The organism is Gracilibacillus sp. HCP3S3_G5_2 (genome assembly GCF_052063305.1).
In the GTDB taxonomy this organism is placed as follows: Bacteria; Bacillota; Bacilli; order Bacillales; family Amphibacillaceae; genus Gracilibacillus.
In genome coordinates this window covers 144924-159869 of record NZ_JBQHXU010000007.1, presented here as the reverse complement: position 1 = coordinate 159869, position 14946 = coordinate 144924, and the positions used below count along the sequence as shown (strand labels likewise).

At 38.5% G+C, this 14946-nt stretch carries 16 protein-coding genes and 1 riboswitch; of the genes, 3 read left to right on the top strand and 13 right to left on the bottom strand.

Annotated elements, in window-relative coordinates:
- Positions 1-64: 64 nt before the first annotated feature.
- Entirely contained in the window at positions 65-1528 is a 1464-nt protein-coding gene (locus ACTNEP_RS12085; RefSeq protein ID WP_441162268.1) for a protein adenylyltransferase SelO, read from the bottom strand.
- Between the two features lie 175 nt (positions 1529-1703).
- Positions 1704-2540: a LysR family transcriptional regulator gene (locus ACTNEP_RS12080; RefSeq protein WP_441162267.1), complete on the bottom strand. Its 837-nt coding sequence runs from the start codon at positions 2538-2540 to the stop codon at positions 1704-1706.
- A 117-nt stretch (positions 2541-2657) separates the two neighbouring features.
- On the opposite strand from ACTNEP_RS12080, the gene ACTNEP_RS12075 reads away from it, so the two are divergent.
- The gene (locus ACTNEP_RS12075; protein WP_441162266.1) at positions 2658-3236 is read left to right on the top strand and encodes an NAD(P)H oxidoreductase; all 579 of its coding nucleotides are present in this window, start codon (positions 2658-2660) and stop codon (positions 3234-3236) included.
- A gap of 197 nt (positions 3237-3433) precedes the next feature.
- Here the strand turns inward: ACTNEP_RS12075 and ACTNEP_RS12070 are convergent, their stop codons facing one another.
- Entirely contained in the window at positions 3434-3898 is a 465-nt protein-coding gene (locus tag ACTNEP_RS12070; RefSeq protein ID WP_441162265.1) for an N-acetyltransferase family protein, read from the bottom strand.
- Positions 3899-4020: 122 nt separating this feature from the next.
- Here ACTNEP_RS12070 and ACTNEP_RS12065 point away from each other — a divergent pair, with 122 nt between their 5' ends.
- Positions 4021-4239, top strand: a complete 219-nt coding sequence (locus ACTNEP_RS12065; RefSeq protein WP_441162264.1) for a hypothetical protein — start codon at positions 4021-4023, stop codon at positions 4237-4239.
- Between the two features lie 48 nt (positions 4240-4287).
- Here ACTNEP_RS12065 and ACTNEP_RS12060 read toward each other — a convergent pair whose 3' ends face one another.
- Positions 4288-4971, bottom strand: a complete 684-nt coding sequence (locus ACTNEP_RS12060; protein ID WP_441162263.1) for a hypothetical protein — start codon at positions 4969-4971, stop codon at positions 4288-4290.
- A gap of 165 nt (positions 4972-5136) precedes the next feature.
- Between ACTNEP_RS12060 and ACTNEP_RS12055 the strand changes: the two genes are divergently transcribed.
- Entirely contained in the window at positions 5137-5259 is a 123-nt protein-coding gene (locus tag ACTNEP_RS12055) for a hypothetical protein (protein WP_441162262.1), read from the top strand.
- 172 nt (positions 5260-5431) lie between these two features.
- Here ACTNEP_RS12055 and ACTNEP_RS12050 read toward each other — a convergent pair whose 3' ends face one another.
- From ACTNEP_RS12050 to ACTNEP_RS12010, 9 genes are all read right to left on the bottom strand, one after another.
- On the bottom strand, positions 5432-6175 hold the full coding sequence (locus ACTNEP_RS12050) for an ABC transporter permease (RefSeq protein WP_441162261.1): 744 nt from the start codon (positions 6173-6175) through the stop codon (positions 5432-5434).
- Positions 6176-6186: 11 nt separating this feature from the next.
- Positions 6187-7101, bottom strand: a complete 915-nt coding sequence (locus ACTNEP_RS12045; RefSeq protein ID WP_441162260.1) for an ABC transporter ATP-binding protein — start codon at positions 7099-7101, stop codon at positions 6187-6189.
- Between the two features lie 26 nt (positions 7102-7127).
- Entirely contained in the window at positions 7128-7541 is a 414-nt protein-coding gene (locus ACTNEP_RS12040; RefSeq protein WP_441162259.1) for a DUF3021 domain-containing protein, read from the bottom strand.
- Positions 7531-7998 carry a LytTR family DNA-binding domain-containing protein gene (locus ACTNEP_RS12035; protein WP_441162258.1) on the bottom strand — a complete coding sequence of 156 codons (468 nt, stop codon included), beginning with the start codon at positions 7996-7998 and terminating at the stop codon, positions 7531-7533. The genes ACTNEP_RS12040 and ACTNEP_RS12035 overlap by 11 nt, the downstream gene beginning before the upstream one ends.
- Positions 7999-8466: 468 nt before the next feature.
- Positions 8467-9963: a sodium:solute symporter family transporter gene (locus ACTNEP_RS12030; RefSeq protein WP_441162257.1), complete on the bottom strand. Its 1497-nt coding sequence runs from the start codon at positions 9961-9963 to the stop codon at positions 8467-8469.
- 101 nt (positions 9964-10064) lie between these two features.
- Positions 10065-10472 (bottom strand): Zn-ribbon domain-containing OB-fold protein, encoded by a 408-nt coding sequence (locus ACTNEP_RS12025; protein ID WP_441162256.1) that lies wholly within the window; start codon positions 10470-10472, stop codon positions 10065-10067.
- On the bottom strand, positions 10469-11629 hold the full coding sequence (locus tag ACTNEP_RS12020) for a thiolase family protein (RefSeq protein ID WP_441162255.1): 1161 nt from the start codon (positions 11627-11629) through the stop codon (positions 10469-10471). The genes ACTNEP_RS12025 and ACTNEP_RS12020 overlap by 4 nt, the downstream gene beginning before the upstream one ends.
- Positions 11629-13560, bottom strand: coding sequence for an acetoacetate--CoA ligase (locus ACTNEP_RS12015; protein WP_441162254.1), 1932 nt, complete (start codon positions 13558-13560; stop codon positions 11629-11631). Before ACTNEP_RS12015 ends, ACTNEP_RS12020 begins: the two co-directional genes overlap by 1 nt.
- On the bottom strand, positions 13554-14723 hold the full coding sequence (locus tag ACTNEP_RS12010; protein ID WP_441162253.1) for an acetyl-CoA C-acyltransferase: 1170 nt from the start codon (positions 14721-14723) through the stop codon (positions 13554-13556). Before ACTNEP_RS12010 ends, ACTNEP_RS12015 begins: the two co-directional genes overlap by 7 nt.
- 78 nt (positions 14724-14801) lie before the next feature.
- Positions 14802-14906, bottom strand: a riboswitch (SAM riboswitch).
- Positions 14907-14946: the final 40 nt, after the last annotated feature.

Here is a 14946-nt window from a genome sequence, read left to right as displayed (position 1 = left end):
ATTTCTATAAAGAAACACCCCAAAAAGATAATTTTTACTTTTTGGAGTGCTATACGAAAGGCGTTTAAGTTCCACAAAATGTCTGGTATGGTTCGTCTGGTTTAGGTGGTAAAACCGCAAATTCCTCTTGCTCTTCCGAATAAGCGTAAGGATTTGCTAAAGCATTTAATAACTTTTTTATCAAGCTATAGTCATCGTCCGTTACTGCTTTTTCCAACGCTTCTTCAACCAGATAATTTCTTGGTATAATGGATGGGTTATTTGCTTTCATTAATTCGTGTGCCTGATCAGTCGTTTCAGGCTGATCTGCTAAGCGTGCCTGCCATTTCTCGTACCACTTCATAAATGCATTTGCTTGAAAAAGCCTTACTTTTTGATCCAATTGATCTAATGTTAAGGAACGAAATGTGTCAGTATAGTCTGCTTGATGCTGCTCCATCAGATCTAATAAGCGGTGAATCAGCTCTTTATCTTCCTCTTTCTCATCAAATAAACCTAATTTCTTTCTCATTCCTGTAAGCCAATTTTCCTCATATAGATCCAAGTATTCTTTAATAGCTTCCTGGGCTCTTTCGAGTGCTTTATTTTCCTCATCATCCATTAATAGAAGGATCGCTTCGGCAAAACGGGATAAGTCCCAACCGCCGATATCAGGCTGATTTCCATAAGCATAACGGCCACGAACATCAATCGAACTAAATACCGTTCTTTTATCATACGTATCCATAAATGCACATGGTCCATAATCGATTGTTTCTCCACTAATCGTCATATTGTCGGTGTTCATAACCCCATGAATAAAACCGACTAATTGCCATTGTGCTATTAATTGCGCTTGCTTCTTGATCACTGCTTTTAGAAGAGATACATACTTATGATCATCGTTTTTCAGCTCAGGATAATGACGATCTATTGCATAGTCTGCTAATTTTTGCAAATCCGCTTTGTCTCCCCATTGTCGCGCATATTGAAATGTACCAACACGAAGATGGCTATTTGCTACTCTTGTTAAAATCGCTCCGGGAAACGCCACTTCACGCTCGACCGATTCACCAGTTGTTACAACTGCTAAGCTTCTGTTTGTTGGGATCTTTAATCCATGCATTGCCTCACTTATCAAATATTCACGAAGCATTGGTCCTAAAGCTGCTCGCCCGTCACCACCTCGCGAATATGGTGTTTTTCCCGCTCCTTTTAATTGGATATCAAGCCTTTGGTCATCAGGGGTAATATGCTCGCCAAGTAAAATCGCCCGGCCATCCCCAAGCATGGTAAAATGCCCAAATTGGTGTCCTGCATAGGCTTGAGCAATCGGGAGTGCTCCCTCTGGTAGGCGATTCCCAGAAAAAAGATCTGCACTGTCCTTTAAAATAGAAGCATCCAATCCAAGCTCTGATGCTAAAGCATGATTAAACATTACGACTTCGGGATCGTCTACAGGTGTCGGCTGGATACGAGAATAAAAAAAGCCTGGTAAACGTTGATAACTATTATCTAAATTCCAACCCTCATTAGTTGTTACTGCCATACTAACTCCTTTCATGAGACATAGTTGTCTCAGATCGCTCACTTCATTACATACCGGTGATTACCGGAAAATGTTACACCTAGCATAACACAAGTAGCTCTTGTATTAATATGAGTTGCATTCACTTTTCTTATTCATGCCATTGCAATTGGACAAGAGAAGAACTTGCTGCTTCCTAGCTATTGAATTGATGAAGGAAAGCTTTCATGTTTTTCGATTGCCATTTATCTTTATGAATTGCTGTGTAAACGGCTAATTGAATGCTACTCTGGTTCATCTCCTCTAGCTGACCATTATCAAGTTCTTCTTTCACCACAAAATATGGTAGCACCGAAACACCGAGCCCACACATTACCGATTTTTTGATCGCCTCCAAACTAGGTAATTCGATCCTTGAAATAGAAGTATCCGTTTTTTTAATATAATCTTCTATTACAGGACGCCAACTACAATGGGATTCTGTTACCAACATCCGTTCTTGCCTTCCTCTATTATTTTTACCTTTAACCAAGCAAAGTCTCTCTTCACTGATTTGATCAATGTGCAATTCCCTTACTTGCCATTCTGGAAGCTCCACAAGCATGGCAATATCAATATCACCGCTTTTTAACTGCGAGCTGATATTTTCATACTTTAATGATTTTAAGATTAATTCAACTTTTGGATTCTTCTCCGTGAATTCCATTAATAACTTCGGAAGCCAATGGACCATTAAGGATTCACTAGCACCAATGGATAATGGACCTGATGGCTCTTCTCCTTCACTGACAACCGCTTTCGATTTGGCATAGAGATCAATAATCTCTATTGCATATGGAAAAAATTCGCGACCTGCTTGTGTTAATATTGTCTTTCTGCCCAACCGGTCAAAAAGTGGCTTTTCTAGCTCTTCTTCTAATTCCTTGATGTGTGCTGTAACAGAGGATTGTGCATAGCCTAATTGGTCCGAAGCCTTTTTAAAACCACCGACATCAACGATTGTTTTAAAGGTAAGGAGATGTCTAAGCTCCATTTCACCACTCCTTTTATATCGTTTTTACTGAACTAATTTATTTGAATTATCAATTTTACTGAACATTAAAATAACTATATAATGAAATAAAGAAAAGTTCAAGAAGGAGAGATCATTATGAAAGTTTTAACAATCGTTACACATCCCCGTCAAGACTCATTAACCTTCACAGTTGCTAATCGCATGATGGAAGGAATGCAGGATGCTGGACATGAAGTAGACGTTCTCGATTTATATCGAAGTGATTTTGATCCGATTTTAAAAGAAGTGGATGAACCAGACTGGGGAGCGAATCAACAACAATTTTCTCTGAGAGTACATCAGGAGATGGATAGATTAAAGCAATACGATGGATTAGCCTTCGTTTTTCCTCTTTGGTGGTGGAGCATGCCTGCATTATTAAAAGGATACATTGACAGAGTATGGAATTACAGTTTTGCTTATGGACCTGGAAAATTACCACATCAACATGTACTATGGTTAAGCTTGGCAGGTGCACCTGTAGAAAGGTTTACTAAAAGGAAATATGATCAGATGATCACGCACTATTTTAATGTAGGGTTAGCGGATTATTGTGGGATTGGGTCTTCCAAGTTTGAATTATTGTATGAGACAATTAAAGATAAGCCTGAATATATGGAACAATGGCTAAAAAAAGCTTATCAACAAGGGCTGGATTATGGGGAAACATCATGAGATGGGAGCTATCACCCAAGCTCCTTTTGTTTGCTGGCCACTTTTGTATGTTTGCTGGCCACTTTTTGAGATTTAATGGCCACTTTCGAGACTTTTATGGCCACTTTTTTGGGTTTTCTGGCCACTTTTCATCATTTGATGGCCACTTTTTTAATATTTTCATTTTTATACAATATCTAACAGTCTTGCATCAGCCATTATTCCTGCTGATTTATATCCTGTGATAATCGGATCATGTCCCGACAGTGAATGCCATTTTCAATAATTTCTTCCTGATAATGCTTGGCAAAAAAATCCTTATCTATCCCAATTATTTGAAAGCCACACTTTTGGTATAATGCCAACTGACCGATACTGGAATTACCTGTGCCAACTTCTATTGTTTTAAACCCTTTCTTTTGCGCTATTTGAATAGCACCTAACACTAATGCTTTCCCTATTCCTTTTCCTTGGTGTGTTTCCGCGACTGCAATGTTTACAAGTTCAACTGTATGTGGCCTAGTTGCAAGCAGAACAAATACACCGATTATTTCCTTTCCCACCTCAACAACATAGCATTCTCCCCTATCTAAATAGCTTTCAATAATGAAAGGAGATGGATCTGCCAATAATAATAAATCCATTGGTACGTTTTCATCTGAAGCTAGTTTTCTCATTTTCATTATTTCTCACCTTTTAATCCGTAATATAATTAGTATATCAATTTTTTTCAACGAAAAGTTAAAAGACGAAACATTTCCTTACCAATAAACGTAGAGGATGCAAAAAAGGAGGGGACTTAATCATGCGCACTACTTATCAAAATGGTGATGCCATCCAAGTTATGTTCATCAACCAAAAGAATGAAGAGGTAGAAGAGGCCGTCTTGAATAATACCCAATTAACTGCTTTATTTCAAGCCAATCAGGTTTGGATTGAGCGCTTTGAGAAAAGCTTGAAAATAAAACGTTCCGTATGGTCGCTCGGTAATAACCGTGTTGTTTTACAAGTTTATGTAGAGTAATGATAAAGTGAGGATTCGATAAGTAATGACTAACAAGCGATAAACTCCTTATTCACTGGTAGTGGATAAGGAGTTCTCTTTTGTTTTACTAGAAAAAGTAATCTCTGTTGCCACAAGACTGCTCATCAGCAGCAACTCCATTGCGTTCGTAAAAGCTGTACTTTCGAGCTCTATTGGAAGAGCACTACCTATTCCCATTATGATAGCACCTACTAGCATCCATTTCCACCTTATATAACGATAAAGGAGAAACCCTGTAATAAGAAGGATTACACTAACAGTGACAATCATTAGCGAACCACCTGACTCCTTTATCGGTATATAATGGCGAATCCCATATTCTGAAACAGGCTTTAACTCTATTCCCGCTACTACCGTAACAAGTTCGATAAGTACTAACACACATGTGCTAGTAAACGTAAGCAAAAGTGCTGTAGTGGTATGATACTTTCTTTTACCTGATTTCTGCAAAACACCTAAACAGAATAGAATAAGTGTTGGTGTTATTATCGCATGTATCCAATAACGGAGCAGGTGGAGATGTTCCAAGAGGGAACTAGTTCCAATATATTTTCCAAAAGCGATAATAGCATTATCATAGATCAAACCGACTAACACTAAGTACAGAAAGCTAGTAAGACCTATTACATGTTGGTTTCTTTTTTTCAAAATGGCCATTACAAATAATAGAAGGTAAGCAAATGTAAAGAATAGATAAAAATAGAAATCCACCATTTTCGCTCCTTTGTACGTTTAGCTGTTTATAGTGTTTCCCTTTTCATCTTATTCAGTCATCGATAACATATGTAAAAAATCCACCTCCGACCGGGTATACATTACTCATTCAGCTTCCCGCCTTGTACATATATTGCTAATGTATAGGGAGGAGGAATACACTTGTCAACTAAACGTTCAAAGCCTATGACTTCTAACTTGGCCAAAAAATTATTAACAGATAAAACAGTTTATTTAACGGATGAAGGGAAACGGCTACTGGAAAACATGGTTAAAGGTAGATAGTTACGCTAATAAAGTGAGACTAGGATTAGTGGGGATTGCCCTAGATGCCCCACTGATCATTACGAAACTTATCAGGGGTTAACGTCTGTATCGCTAAACTTATCCTTGTGTACATGAAGTTTGGGGCATACAGACGCTTAGCACCATCATAGACAACTATTGATGTGTTATCCTAGCTTTTAGATTGCCTTAAAAACCGAGGATAAGCAAATATTGCGAGCAAACAAGCAGCAACACCAAAGGCCAGCAAAATAATTAAGGATAACCATATATCCAAGATTTGTCCGTTTTCCAGCAAAATAACTTTAAACCCTTCCAGAGCCCAGTATTGTGGTAGGAACTTTGCAATCGTTTGAATGGATTCTGGCATGATTTCGATTGGCATCCATAAACCTCCAAGTAATGCACCACCTAATGCAATGACTTGTGTCAAAGCTATCCCCATGTTTTCTGTTTTGACTAATAGTGCCATAGCTAACCCCCAGCTCGTGGAAATAAAAGCCAAAGTTAGAGATAAAACAACTATAGAAAATGGTTCTCCAAGTGGTAAATCATATACGACGACTCCAAATGTTAATAATACGATAATCTGAATAATTACAATGATCATAAATGGCACCCATTTACCAATAAGATACTGGTTTAACTGTAACGGTGTACTCGCAATCCGTGCTACCATTCCACTATCTCGATCTTTTATAAACGTTATTACCATTGAAATCATTATAAAAAATGAAAACATCACAATATAACCAGGAACAATTTGCCCTACTAATTGTTCTGGCTCTACATCATTACTTCCTGAAAATATAGTGATAAATCCAATTATGAAGACTATCGGTAATATAAAAGTCCAAAACCAAATACCTTTATCCTGAATCTGCTTTTTTAATTCCACCGTAGTAATCGCCAACATAAAATCAACTCCTAATCATTATCCCGTAACTGAGTTCCTGTTAACTCAAAGAAAATATCTTCTAACTTTGATTGACTTAACTCCATTCGATCCGGTCTAATACCCTTGTTTCGAAATTGCTCAATCATTTTGCTCATTGTATAAAGAGGATCATCACTATTTACAATAAAACCTGTTTTCTTCTTAACTATCATTCCATGAGCTGACAAATCCTCTTTGCTGATTTCTTCGGCCGCTACAAAAATAGAAGCATTACGATGTTTAGCTAGCACTTGTTTCATTGTACCGTGCTCTACAAGCATGCCTTTGTCAATAAATCCTACGCTATCACAGATCTGCTCTATTTCTTCCATATAGTGACTGGAATAGATAATCGTACTTCCTAAATCCTTTAATTCCTGAATAAGCGAGAAAATAGAATGCCTTGATTGTGGATCGATTCCTACAGTTGGCTCATCCAATACAACTATAGAGGGTTCATGAAGTATCGCACATCCGATATTTAAACGTCGCTTCATTCCTCCTGAAAATTCCATTACTTTATGAGTGGCTTTTTCACTTAAGCCTATCTGTTCTAATACTCTATCAATTCGCTTTCGTAAATATTGGCCGGATAAACCATACATCTTCCCAAAAAAAATCAAATTATCTTTGGCCGTTAAGGTTTCTTCTAAACATATATCCTGTGGTACATATCCAATAAATTTTTTTACCACGTTCCGATCCTCTTTTATCGAATGATTAAAAACCTGGATATCACCGTCAAACTGTTGCAAAACCCCAACCAATATTTTCATAAAAGTAGATTTACCTGCACCATTCGGACCAACTAGCCCAAAACAGTTGCCTTCATCAATTTGAAAATTCAAATTGTTTAATGCCTTAGTAGAGCCATATTCTTTGCTTACTCCGTGGACATCAATCATCCAATACCTCCTAATGAAAAATGATTTTATTTTTGCTCTCTGTCTATCAGCTCATTCATGGACCTTTCCATGCTTTTATAATAGAAATACATACTAGTCCATGTAATGAAATAAAATGCTAAAAATATACCTAAACCAATCACTATCGATAATGGATTAAAAGGAATCCAACCTACCACAAATGATATTGGGAAAAAAATGAGGATAGTTAAAGTCAAATGAATTACCGTCTGTTTCAACAGGCTCCATCTTTCGGATTCGAATATGATAGAGGCAAAGCTGTAATAAATACCGATCAGCATACTTGCAAGCCAATGCTTCCAAATTTCTTGTATCGTCGAATGAATATCTTGAATGATTAGAAAGGATAACACCATGAAGGTTATCAAGCTTCCAGCTGCAACACCGTATAATATTCTTTTAAAGGCATTAAAGATCATGAGACCTGCCTCCTTCCATGATCAGTGCTTTTAAATCATGGACATACTTTCTTCTGCTCACATATTCCTTGCTTCCTGATTTAAAATACACACACAAATTTCCGCTAAAGGATAGTTCAAAGCGATCGATTTGATTGATATTCCCAACAACCGATTTCGAAAAACGGATAAATCCAGCAACACTCAGCATTTTTTCTACTTCATATAATTTCCTTTTTAATTCCATACAGTTCCCATTAACAGATGCGAATACTTTTCGATCTCTAGCAAAAACAAAATCAATCTCCTCTGGATCTATTAAAATCGATCGATCTCCTTGAACTGCTACCAAACGCTTAGGCTGCTTCTTCTGCAGTAACTGGACAAGTTCCTCAACTTCCTTGGTCCATTCCTTCGCATGAATGGTTACATGACAATCATCTTCATACTTTGGGTCAATATCGATTTTTATTTTCATTGTTCCTCCCCTTTTTGTATTATGCTATATATTAATTAATACTTGGGAAAATATTTCATCAGTTGCATAAAAAATGGAATAACAGGTGATTTTGGAAGAATAAGATGCTTTTGTGAGACTAAGTTCTGTGGAGGTCTTACAGTCGTTTAGCACCGTGATAAAAAGTGACTGATTAACTATGCTGATCAGCCACCTGTTTGTTCACTTCCATATTCTCGTCAGGAAAGCTGATTTCTTAAAATGGATAGGAATTGAAATGAATGCACTTCCATAATACCATATTTCACATGTTGACGGAGAAAAGCATTTAATATAAAAAAACTGGGACAAAAGAGTAATTAGATAGGAAAAATCCGAACATTAAAGTCTGAATACACATACAGCTCCAGCAAAATACTTCGCTTCATTCAGATTGTTCGGATCTCGTTCTACCTATTCAGTTATGTCCCAGCCCTTTGTATATAATTATTATCCGGTTTTCTTAAGTACTAATTTTGCGTGTTTTTCTGTAGCAGTTAACCAACCAATGATTCCCATCACCGCAAACGAAGCTAGTGAAGCAAAGAACATTGCAAGATAAATATTTTCGATGAGATTAAATTGGGTAAATACAACATACAACACTGCACCGGTGATAACTGCCACAATTGCACCATAGTTGGTAGCCTTTTTCCAGAAGTAGCCTAATGTGATTGGTGCTAAAATTCCTGAAATAATCGCGGAAAAGCTAAATTGAATTAAGATAGACAAGGAATCTGGTCTTTCCAAAGAAATATATAACGACAAGAGCCCAACTACTATAAGCGAGCCTTTCGCCACTTTAACCGATTGAGATTCCAATCGTTCCTTGCTGAGATTTTTCTTAAATATTGGAGCTAACACTCGATAGAAATCGTTCCCGATACTTGTTGTTACTCCTAAATACAAGCTGTCTGTGCTCGATAGGATCGCAGAAATAATCCCAACGATCATGATCGCCGCAATAATACTTGGGAACGATTCAATCACATACATCGGAATCGCTGAATCCGGACTATTTAATGTTGGGAAAAGTACACGTGCTGCTAATCCTCCTAGTACCATCAAAGTGGATATCACAAATAACACAATTCCCGAAGATAAAGTAAATGGCGCAAGCTCTTCTTCTGTCTCAATAGATAAGATTTTATTTAACAGGTGTGGCATTAAAATAAAGCTGAATAATAGAAATTGAACCGCCATAATTGCAAGCACACTATTATATGGACCATCTACCCCAACAAAAGTTGTCAGATTAGGATCTACAGCATTTAGTTGGTTAGTTAATTCCCCGAATACATTTAGACCGCCACCAATTGTCCAAAAAAAGGAGATAAAAATAAGAATAGAAGCAAAAGCCATAAACACTCCTTGAATACCGTCTGTAATCATTTGAGCGAATGCTCCACCAAGTCCGATGTATAGTATCGTTATCGCTACCCCGATAATAATCCCCCAAAAATACGGAATGCCGATAACTGTTTCAAAGATAGTGGCAAGCCCGACATTTTGACCAACAATATAATAGACATTGAATAAAATTAATAGTGATACAATGACTTGTAAAGTTTTAGAATTATACCTACGACCTAGCCACTCAGGTACCGTGGAAACTCTACCGAATTTTTTCCCATAGCGCCAAAATGTTTTGGCGAAAATTAAAAGCCCAATCCACGATACACCGAAACAACCTAATGTATACCATAAAACAGATGTACCATGCTGATAAGCTAAACCAGGAACACCAATAAATAGATTTGCACTAGAATAAGAAGCAGCAAAACTGGCACCTACCAGCCACGGACTGACTTTCCCCCTAGCAGTAGCAAATCCATTCATTGATTTACTATGTGCACTTCCCTTCTTACCAATCCACGTTACAACGCCAAAATAAGCAATTAATAATATAATAACAGTCCATAGAAGTAGACTAGATTCCGCTAACATCTTTACAACCACCTTTAATTATTTTTATAAAACTTACTCCATATCATTAAACCAATAATCCAAAACACGATAACTAGAATAAGATAGGTATAGATCATCGCTTAATCCCCTTTCTTCTGAAAAAATGGCAATAGTCTTTCATTTAATTGCTGAAAAGAAATTTCTACTGGTAACTGATAGCATATTTCTTGTTCGTCGATTAGCAAATGTGTTAGCAAGCAAGGTCCTTCAGCTAATTCGACAATCCCAACAGCATACGGTGTTCGCCCTTGCCAGGCAGGATGGCCAGCGCGATGTATGATACTCCATGTTTTTAATTTCCCTTGCCCTGAAGCTTCCTTCCATGTCAAATTCAATCCAAAGCAATGTGGACAGTGAGCACGTGGATAGAAAATCCATTGAGAACAATCATCACATTGCTGTAGATAGAATTGTTGTTCATTGACTTTATCCCAAAAAGGCTTACTAATAGCTGTAATCGTTGGCTCTGGAAATGATATGTTCGTCATTGTTCTCCTCCTAGTACTAAAGCAGTTGTTTCACTTAACGTCGCTCCATTTCCTGTAACGAGCGCGTATTTCGGATTGGGAATTTGGCGTTCTCCACCTTCACCACGCAATTGGACGACTGCTTCAATTACGTGTGACATCCCGCCGGCTAAATCAGCTTGTCCAAAGCCTAGCTGTCCGCCATGTGTGTTGAGCGGATAATCACCATCATGTCCAAAAGTGTGACTATTGACAAAATCACCAAATTCACCAGGTTTACAAATACCAATACTTTCAAGCTGCACGGCTACAACACTTGTATAACAGTCATACAGGGACAGTAAATCTAAATCTTCTCCTTCAATCTCTGCCTGTTGTAGGGCATGTGGGATGGAATAGGAAAAAGGTAACTGATCAATAGTTGGCGCTTGACTGACCGCACGATGCGTAATTTTTTCGCCTGCTCCTTTAAGATAGACGGCTTTATTGTTAGCTTGCTTTGCCTTTTCTTCGGAAGTAACGATTACTGCCGCACCACCTGCACATGGCATGACGATTTCTAAAAGCCTGAGTGGATCAGCAATCATGGGTGATTGCAAGATATCCTCTAACTCAACCGGTTGATTATAAAAAATGGCTTTCGGATTTTTCAATGCATTTTTTCTAGCCCAATAAGCAATTCTGGCAAAGTCCTCTTGTTTGGAGCCATACACTTCCATGTGCTCTCTTTTTAGCAATGCATAAGAAGTGTTTGCACCTGAGGCACCAAACGGAACATCAAATTCACGAATCGGATTTCGGTTTGGGGAACGTAGTGCCTTTCCTTTTTCGTTTTTATTGGCGAGAACACATACTACTGTTTCGCACATCCCAGCCTCAATCGCAGCTGCGGCACGCCAAACCATCCCAGCTCCTGTTGCACCTCCAAGATCTACCGTATTGGACATCTTAGGTGAAATGCCTAAATATTCTGACACTGTTGCTGGAACGTGTTGTGGTGTTTCGCCAACTTGTGGGCCTACTAACAGTCCATCTATGTCCTCTTTTGTTATTCCGGCATCTGCTAATGCAAGGCGTACAGATTCCGCTATTAAAGCTAAAGTCGTTTTCCCCTCAGAATAACGTACCGGCTTTAATTCACCGATACCAATTATCGCTCCTTTCGGTCGTTTTACCATTAGTAGCACTCCTTTTCTTTGATATTTGTGAATGCTAGTAGACTTTTCGGATTACTAATGGAAGCTTTGTTCTTTACTACTTTGCCAATTGCTTCCGTTTTTGCTGCACCTTCTACTTTTTTGCCATTGATCGTATAGGGAATCTCGTTGACTTGATAAATACGTCTTGGCACATGTCTAGGCGATGCTTTTTCCCGTATTTGCTGGCGGATATATTTGGCCAGTTCTTTTGTTAATTGCTCTGTTACTACACATAAAACAACTTCTTCATCATTTTCACACGGTAAACCAAATACAATCGAATCCTTTACTTTTTCTATTTGCTCTACAACACGATAAATCTCCGCTGTCCCAATTCTCACTCCACCGGGGTTAAGAACTGTATCCGCACGACCATAGATGATAAAGGATTGATCAATCGTTTGCTCCGCAAAATCGCCATGTGTCCAAATACCAGGTCTATCAGCAAAATAATTGTTACGATAACGTTCGTCTCCATCTTCACCATAGAATGTTAGTGGCATACTCGGAAAAGCTTGTGTACATACAAGATCCCCTTTTTGCCCATAGACAGGTGCATTACGTTCATCCAAAACCTCCATAGCCATACCTAATGCTTTACAGCTGATTTCGCCACGAATGACAGGATGAACAGGTGAACCCATCACAAAGCATCCGATAATCTCTGTACCACCTGAAATAGATGCTAGATAAAGATCTTCTTTAATCGTTTCGTATACCCAGTCATATTGTTCCGCCACCAGTGGTGCACCACAGGAAAGAATACTTTTTAAGGAAGCTAATGAGTATTGCTCCTTTAAGACAACATTAGCCTTCGCTAATGAATCTAAATATTTTGGACTGGTTCCAAAGTGAGTAAGTCCAATTTCTTCGGCAATATCCCATAAATGTGTCGGATTGTCGGGTAACACTGGTGAACCATCATATAATAAAATAGCTGCATTACTTGCAAGTCCAGATACTAGCCATGGATACATCATCCAAGCTGTGTTGGTATACCAGAACAACACATCTTCAGCGTGAACGTTACAATGTAATTGATGTTCTTTGACATGTTGTAATAATGTTCCACCAACAGAGTGGACAATTGCTTTTGGTAATCCTGTTGTACCTGATGTATATAAAATATATAAAGGTTCACGAAAGCCGATTCGTTGATATTGAGGTGTCTTTGCATCATTATCCATAAAAGATTGCCATGTTATGGCATCCGTTAGTTCTCCCGCAATCGTTACTACATGCTTGATACTTTTAATCTGCTCAACTGTTTCTTGTACTTTTTCTGAAATGTCAAAAGGTTTTTGTTTATATTGATAGGTAAGATTTGCAAACAGAACTTTCGGCTGTACTTGACCAATCCGATCAATAATTCCTTTCGCACCAAAATCGGGAGAGCAAGACGTCCATACTGCGCCAAGCGAGGTTGCTGCAAGTAGTGCAACGAGTCCTTCAATATTATTAGTAGTAATACCAGCTACCCTATCACCTTTTTTCACGCCTAGCTGTTGTAAGCTATACTGTGCTTTTGCTACTTGTACTCGTAAATCCTTAAAGTTAATTTGTGATGTTACACCGTTCTCGTCTGCTTGGTAGGCAGCAACTTGATCATCTCTACCTCTTAATAGATTTTCAGCAAAATTCAAACTAGCATCAGGGAAAAAGACTGCATCAGCCATTGAGTCTCCTGGGACATAACTTGTTTTACCTTTTTCTCCGATAACCCCGGCATAATCCCATACTCCAGACCAAAAATCTCCAATATTTGTAATCGACCAGCGGTGCAGCCTTTCATAAGGAAACAGTGGTTGATTGACAGATTTAGCAAAAGCTTTAAGATGTGTTTGCTCAATATCCTTCTCTTTAGGTTCCCATAATACAGCGCTTTTTTTCACCATTGTCTCCGTTAGCATCGTTTTCCACCTTCCTCTACTACCTCAATAAGTATAGCGATACCTTGACCACCGCCACCACATAAAGCAGCGATTCCTTTCCCCCCACCCTGTCGTTTCAAAGCATGTGCCAAGGTTACGATTAAACGGAAGCCAGTGCCTCCAAGCGGGTGTCCTATTGCAATTGCTCCTCCATTTATATTTACTTTGTCATAATCAATAGCTAGGTTCTGACAGCTGGCAATTACGACGCTTGCAAATGCTTCATTTATTTCAAATAAATCAATATCATTTACTGTCAAATTCTGGTTAGCTAATATCTTTTGGATGGCATCTGCTGGTTTCGTGTGTAAACTAGTATCTGGACCAGCTGTTTCAGCCCAATCAATGATATAAGCAAGTGGTTCTGTCTCCATTTGTTGGGCTTGCTCTAATGTTGTCACAACACCAAGGCTAGCCCCATCTGTCATTTGTGAAGCATTGCCAGCTGTAATGGTTCCACCTTTCGTAAAAGCTGGTTTTAATTTTGCTAATGTTTCTACTGTTGTCTCTGGCCGGATTCCTTCATCCTCTGTCAACACTCCATCAATCGGTAGGATTTCGTCCTGTAATAAACCTTGTTCAGACGCCTTTGCTGCTCTTTGCTGAGATAGAGCGGCAAATTGATCTTGTTCTTCACGACCAATGTCGTATACAAGATTATATTGTTCTGTTAATACTCCCATTGATTGATTGCTTAAAGAACACCACAGTCCATCATGTAGTAGTGTGTCTGTTATTGTTTGGTGTCCCATTCCCTTGATCGACCGAGTAGGGATAACATGGGGAGCATTTGACATCGAATCAAAACCACCAACAATATACGTACTACCTTCTTCTAATTTAATGCGACGAACCGCATCAATAACAGTGGCAACTCCCCCAAGACAGACGTTATTAAGTGTGATTGCTGGTGTGTTGGAGTCGAGTCCTGCTTCGTGTGCAACTTGTCTTGCAGGATTTTGTCCTTGGCCAGCCTGAATAACTTGTGCTAACAATACCCCATCTATGTATGGAATCATAGGATATTTCTCGATTAAATATTTCAATGACATACTCGCTAAATTTACAGCTGTAAATTCTGAGAGTGCACCGTTCCATTTCCCGAAAGGTGTACGGATACCGTCTAAAATAACAATCGACATACGAGATTACTCCTTTTTCAAATAAATTTTTCGATAAATGAAAAAGCCCTCTTCGATAAAAAGAGGGCTTAACTGCTCTTCTTATCTTTCAGGATTTCTCCTGTTGGAATTAGCACCTTTTAAGCATTGCTTAATGGTTGCCGGGTTTCATTGGGCCAGTCCCTCCACCTCTCTTGATAAGCTATCACCTATTCATTTTTTAGCGAATCACTGCTTAACTTGC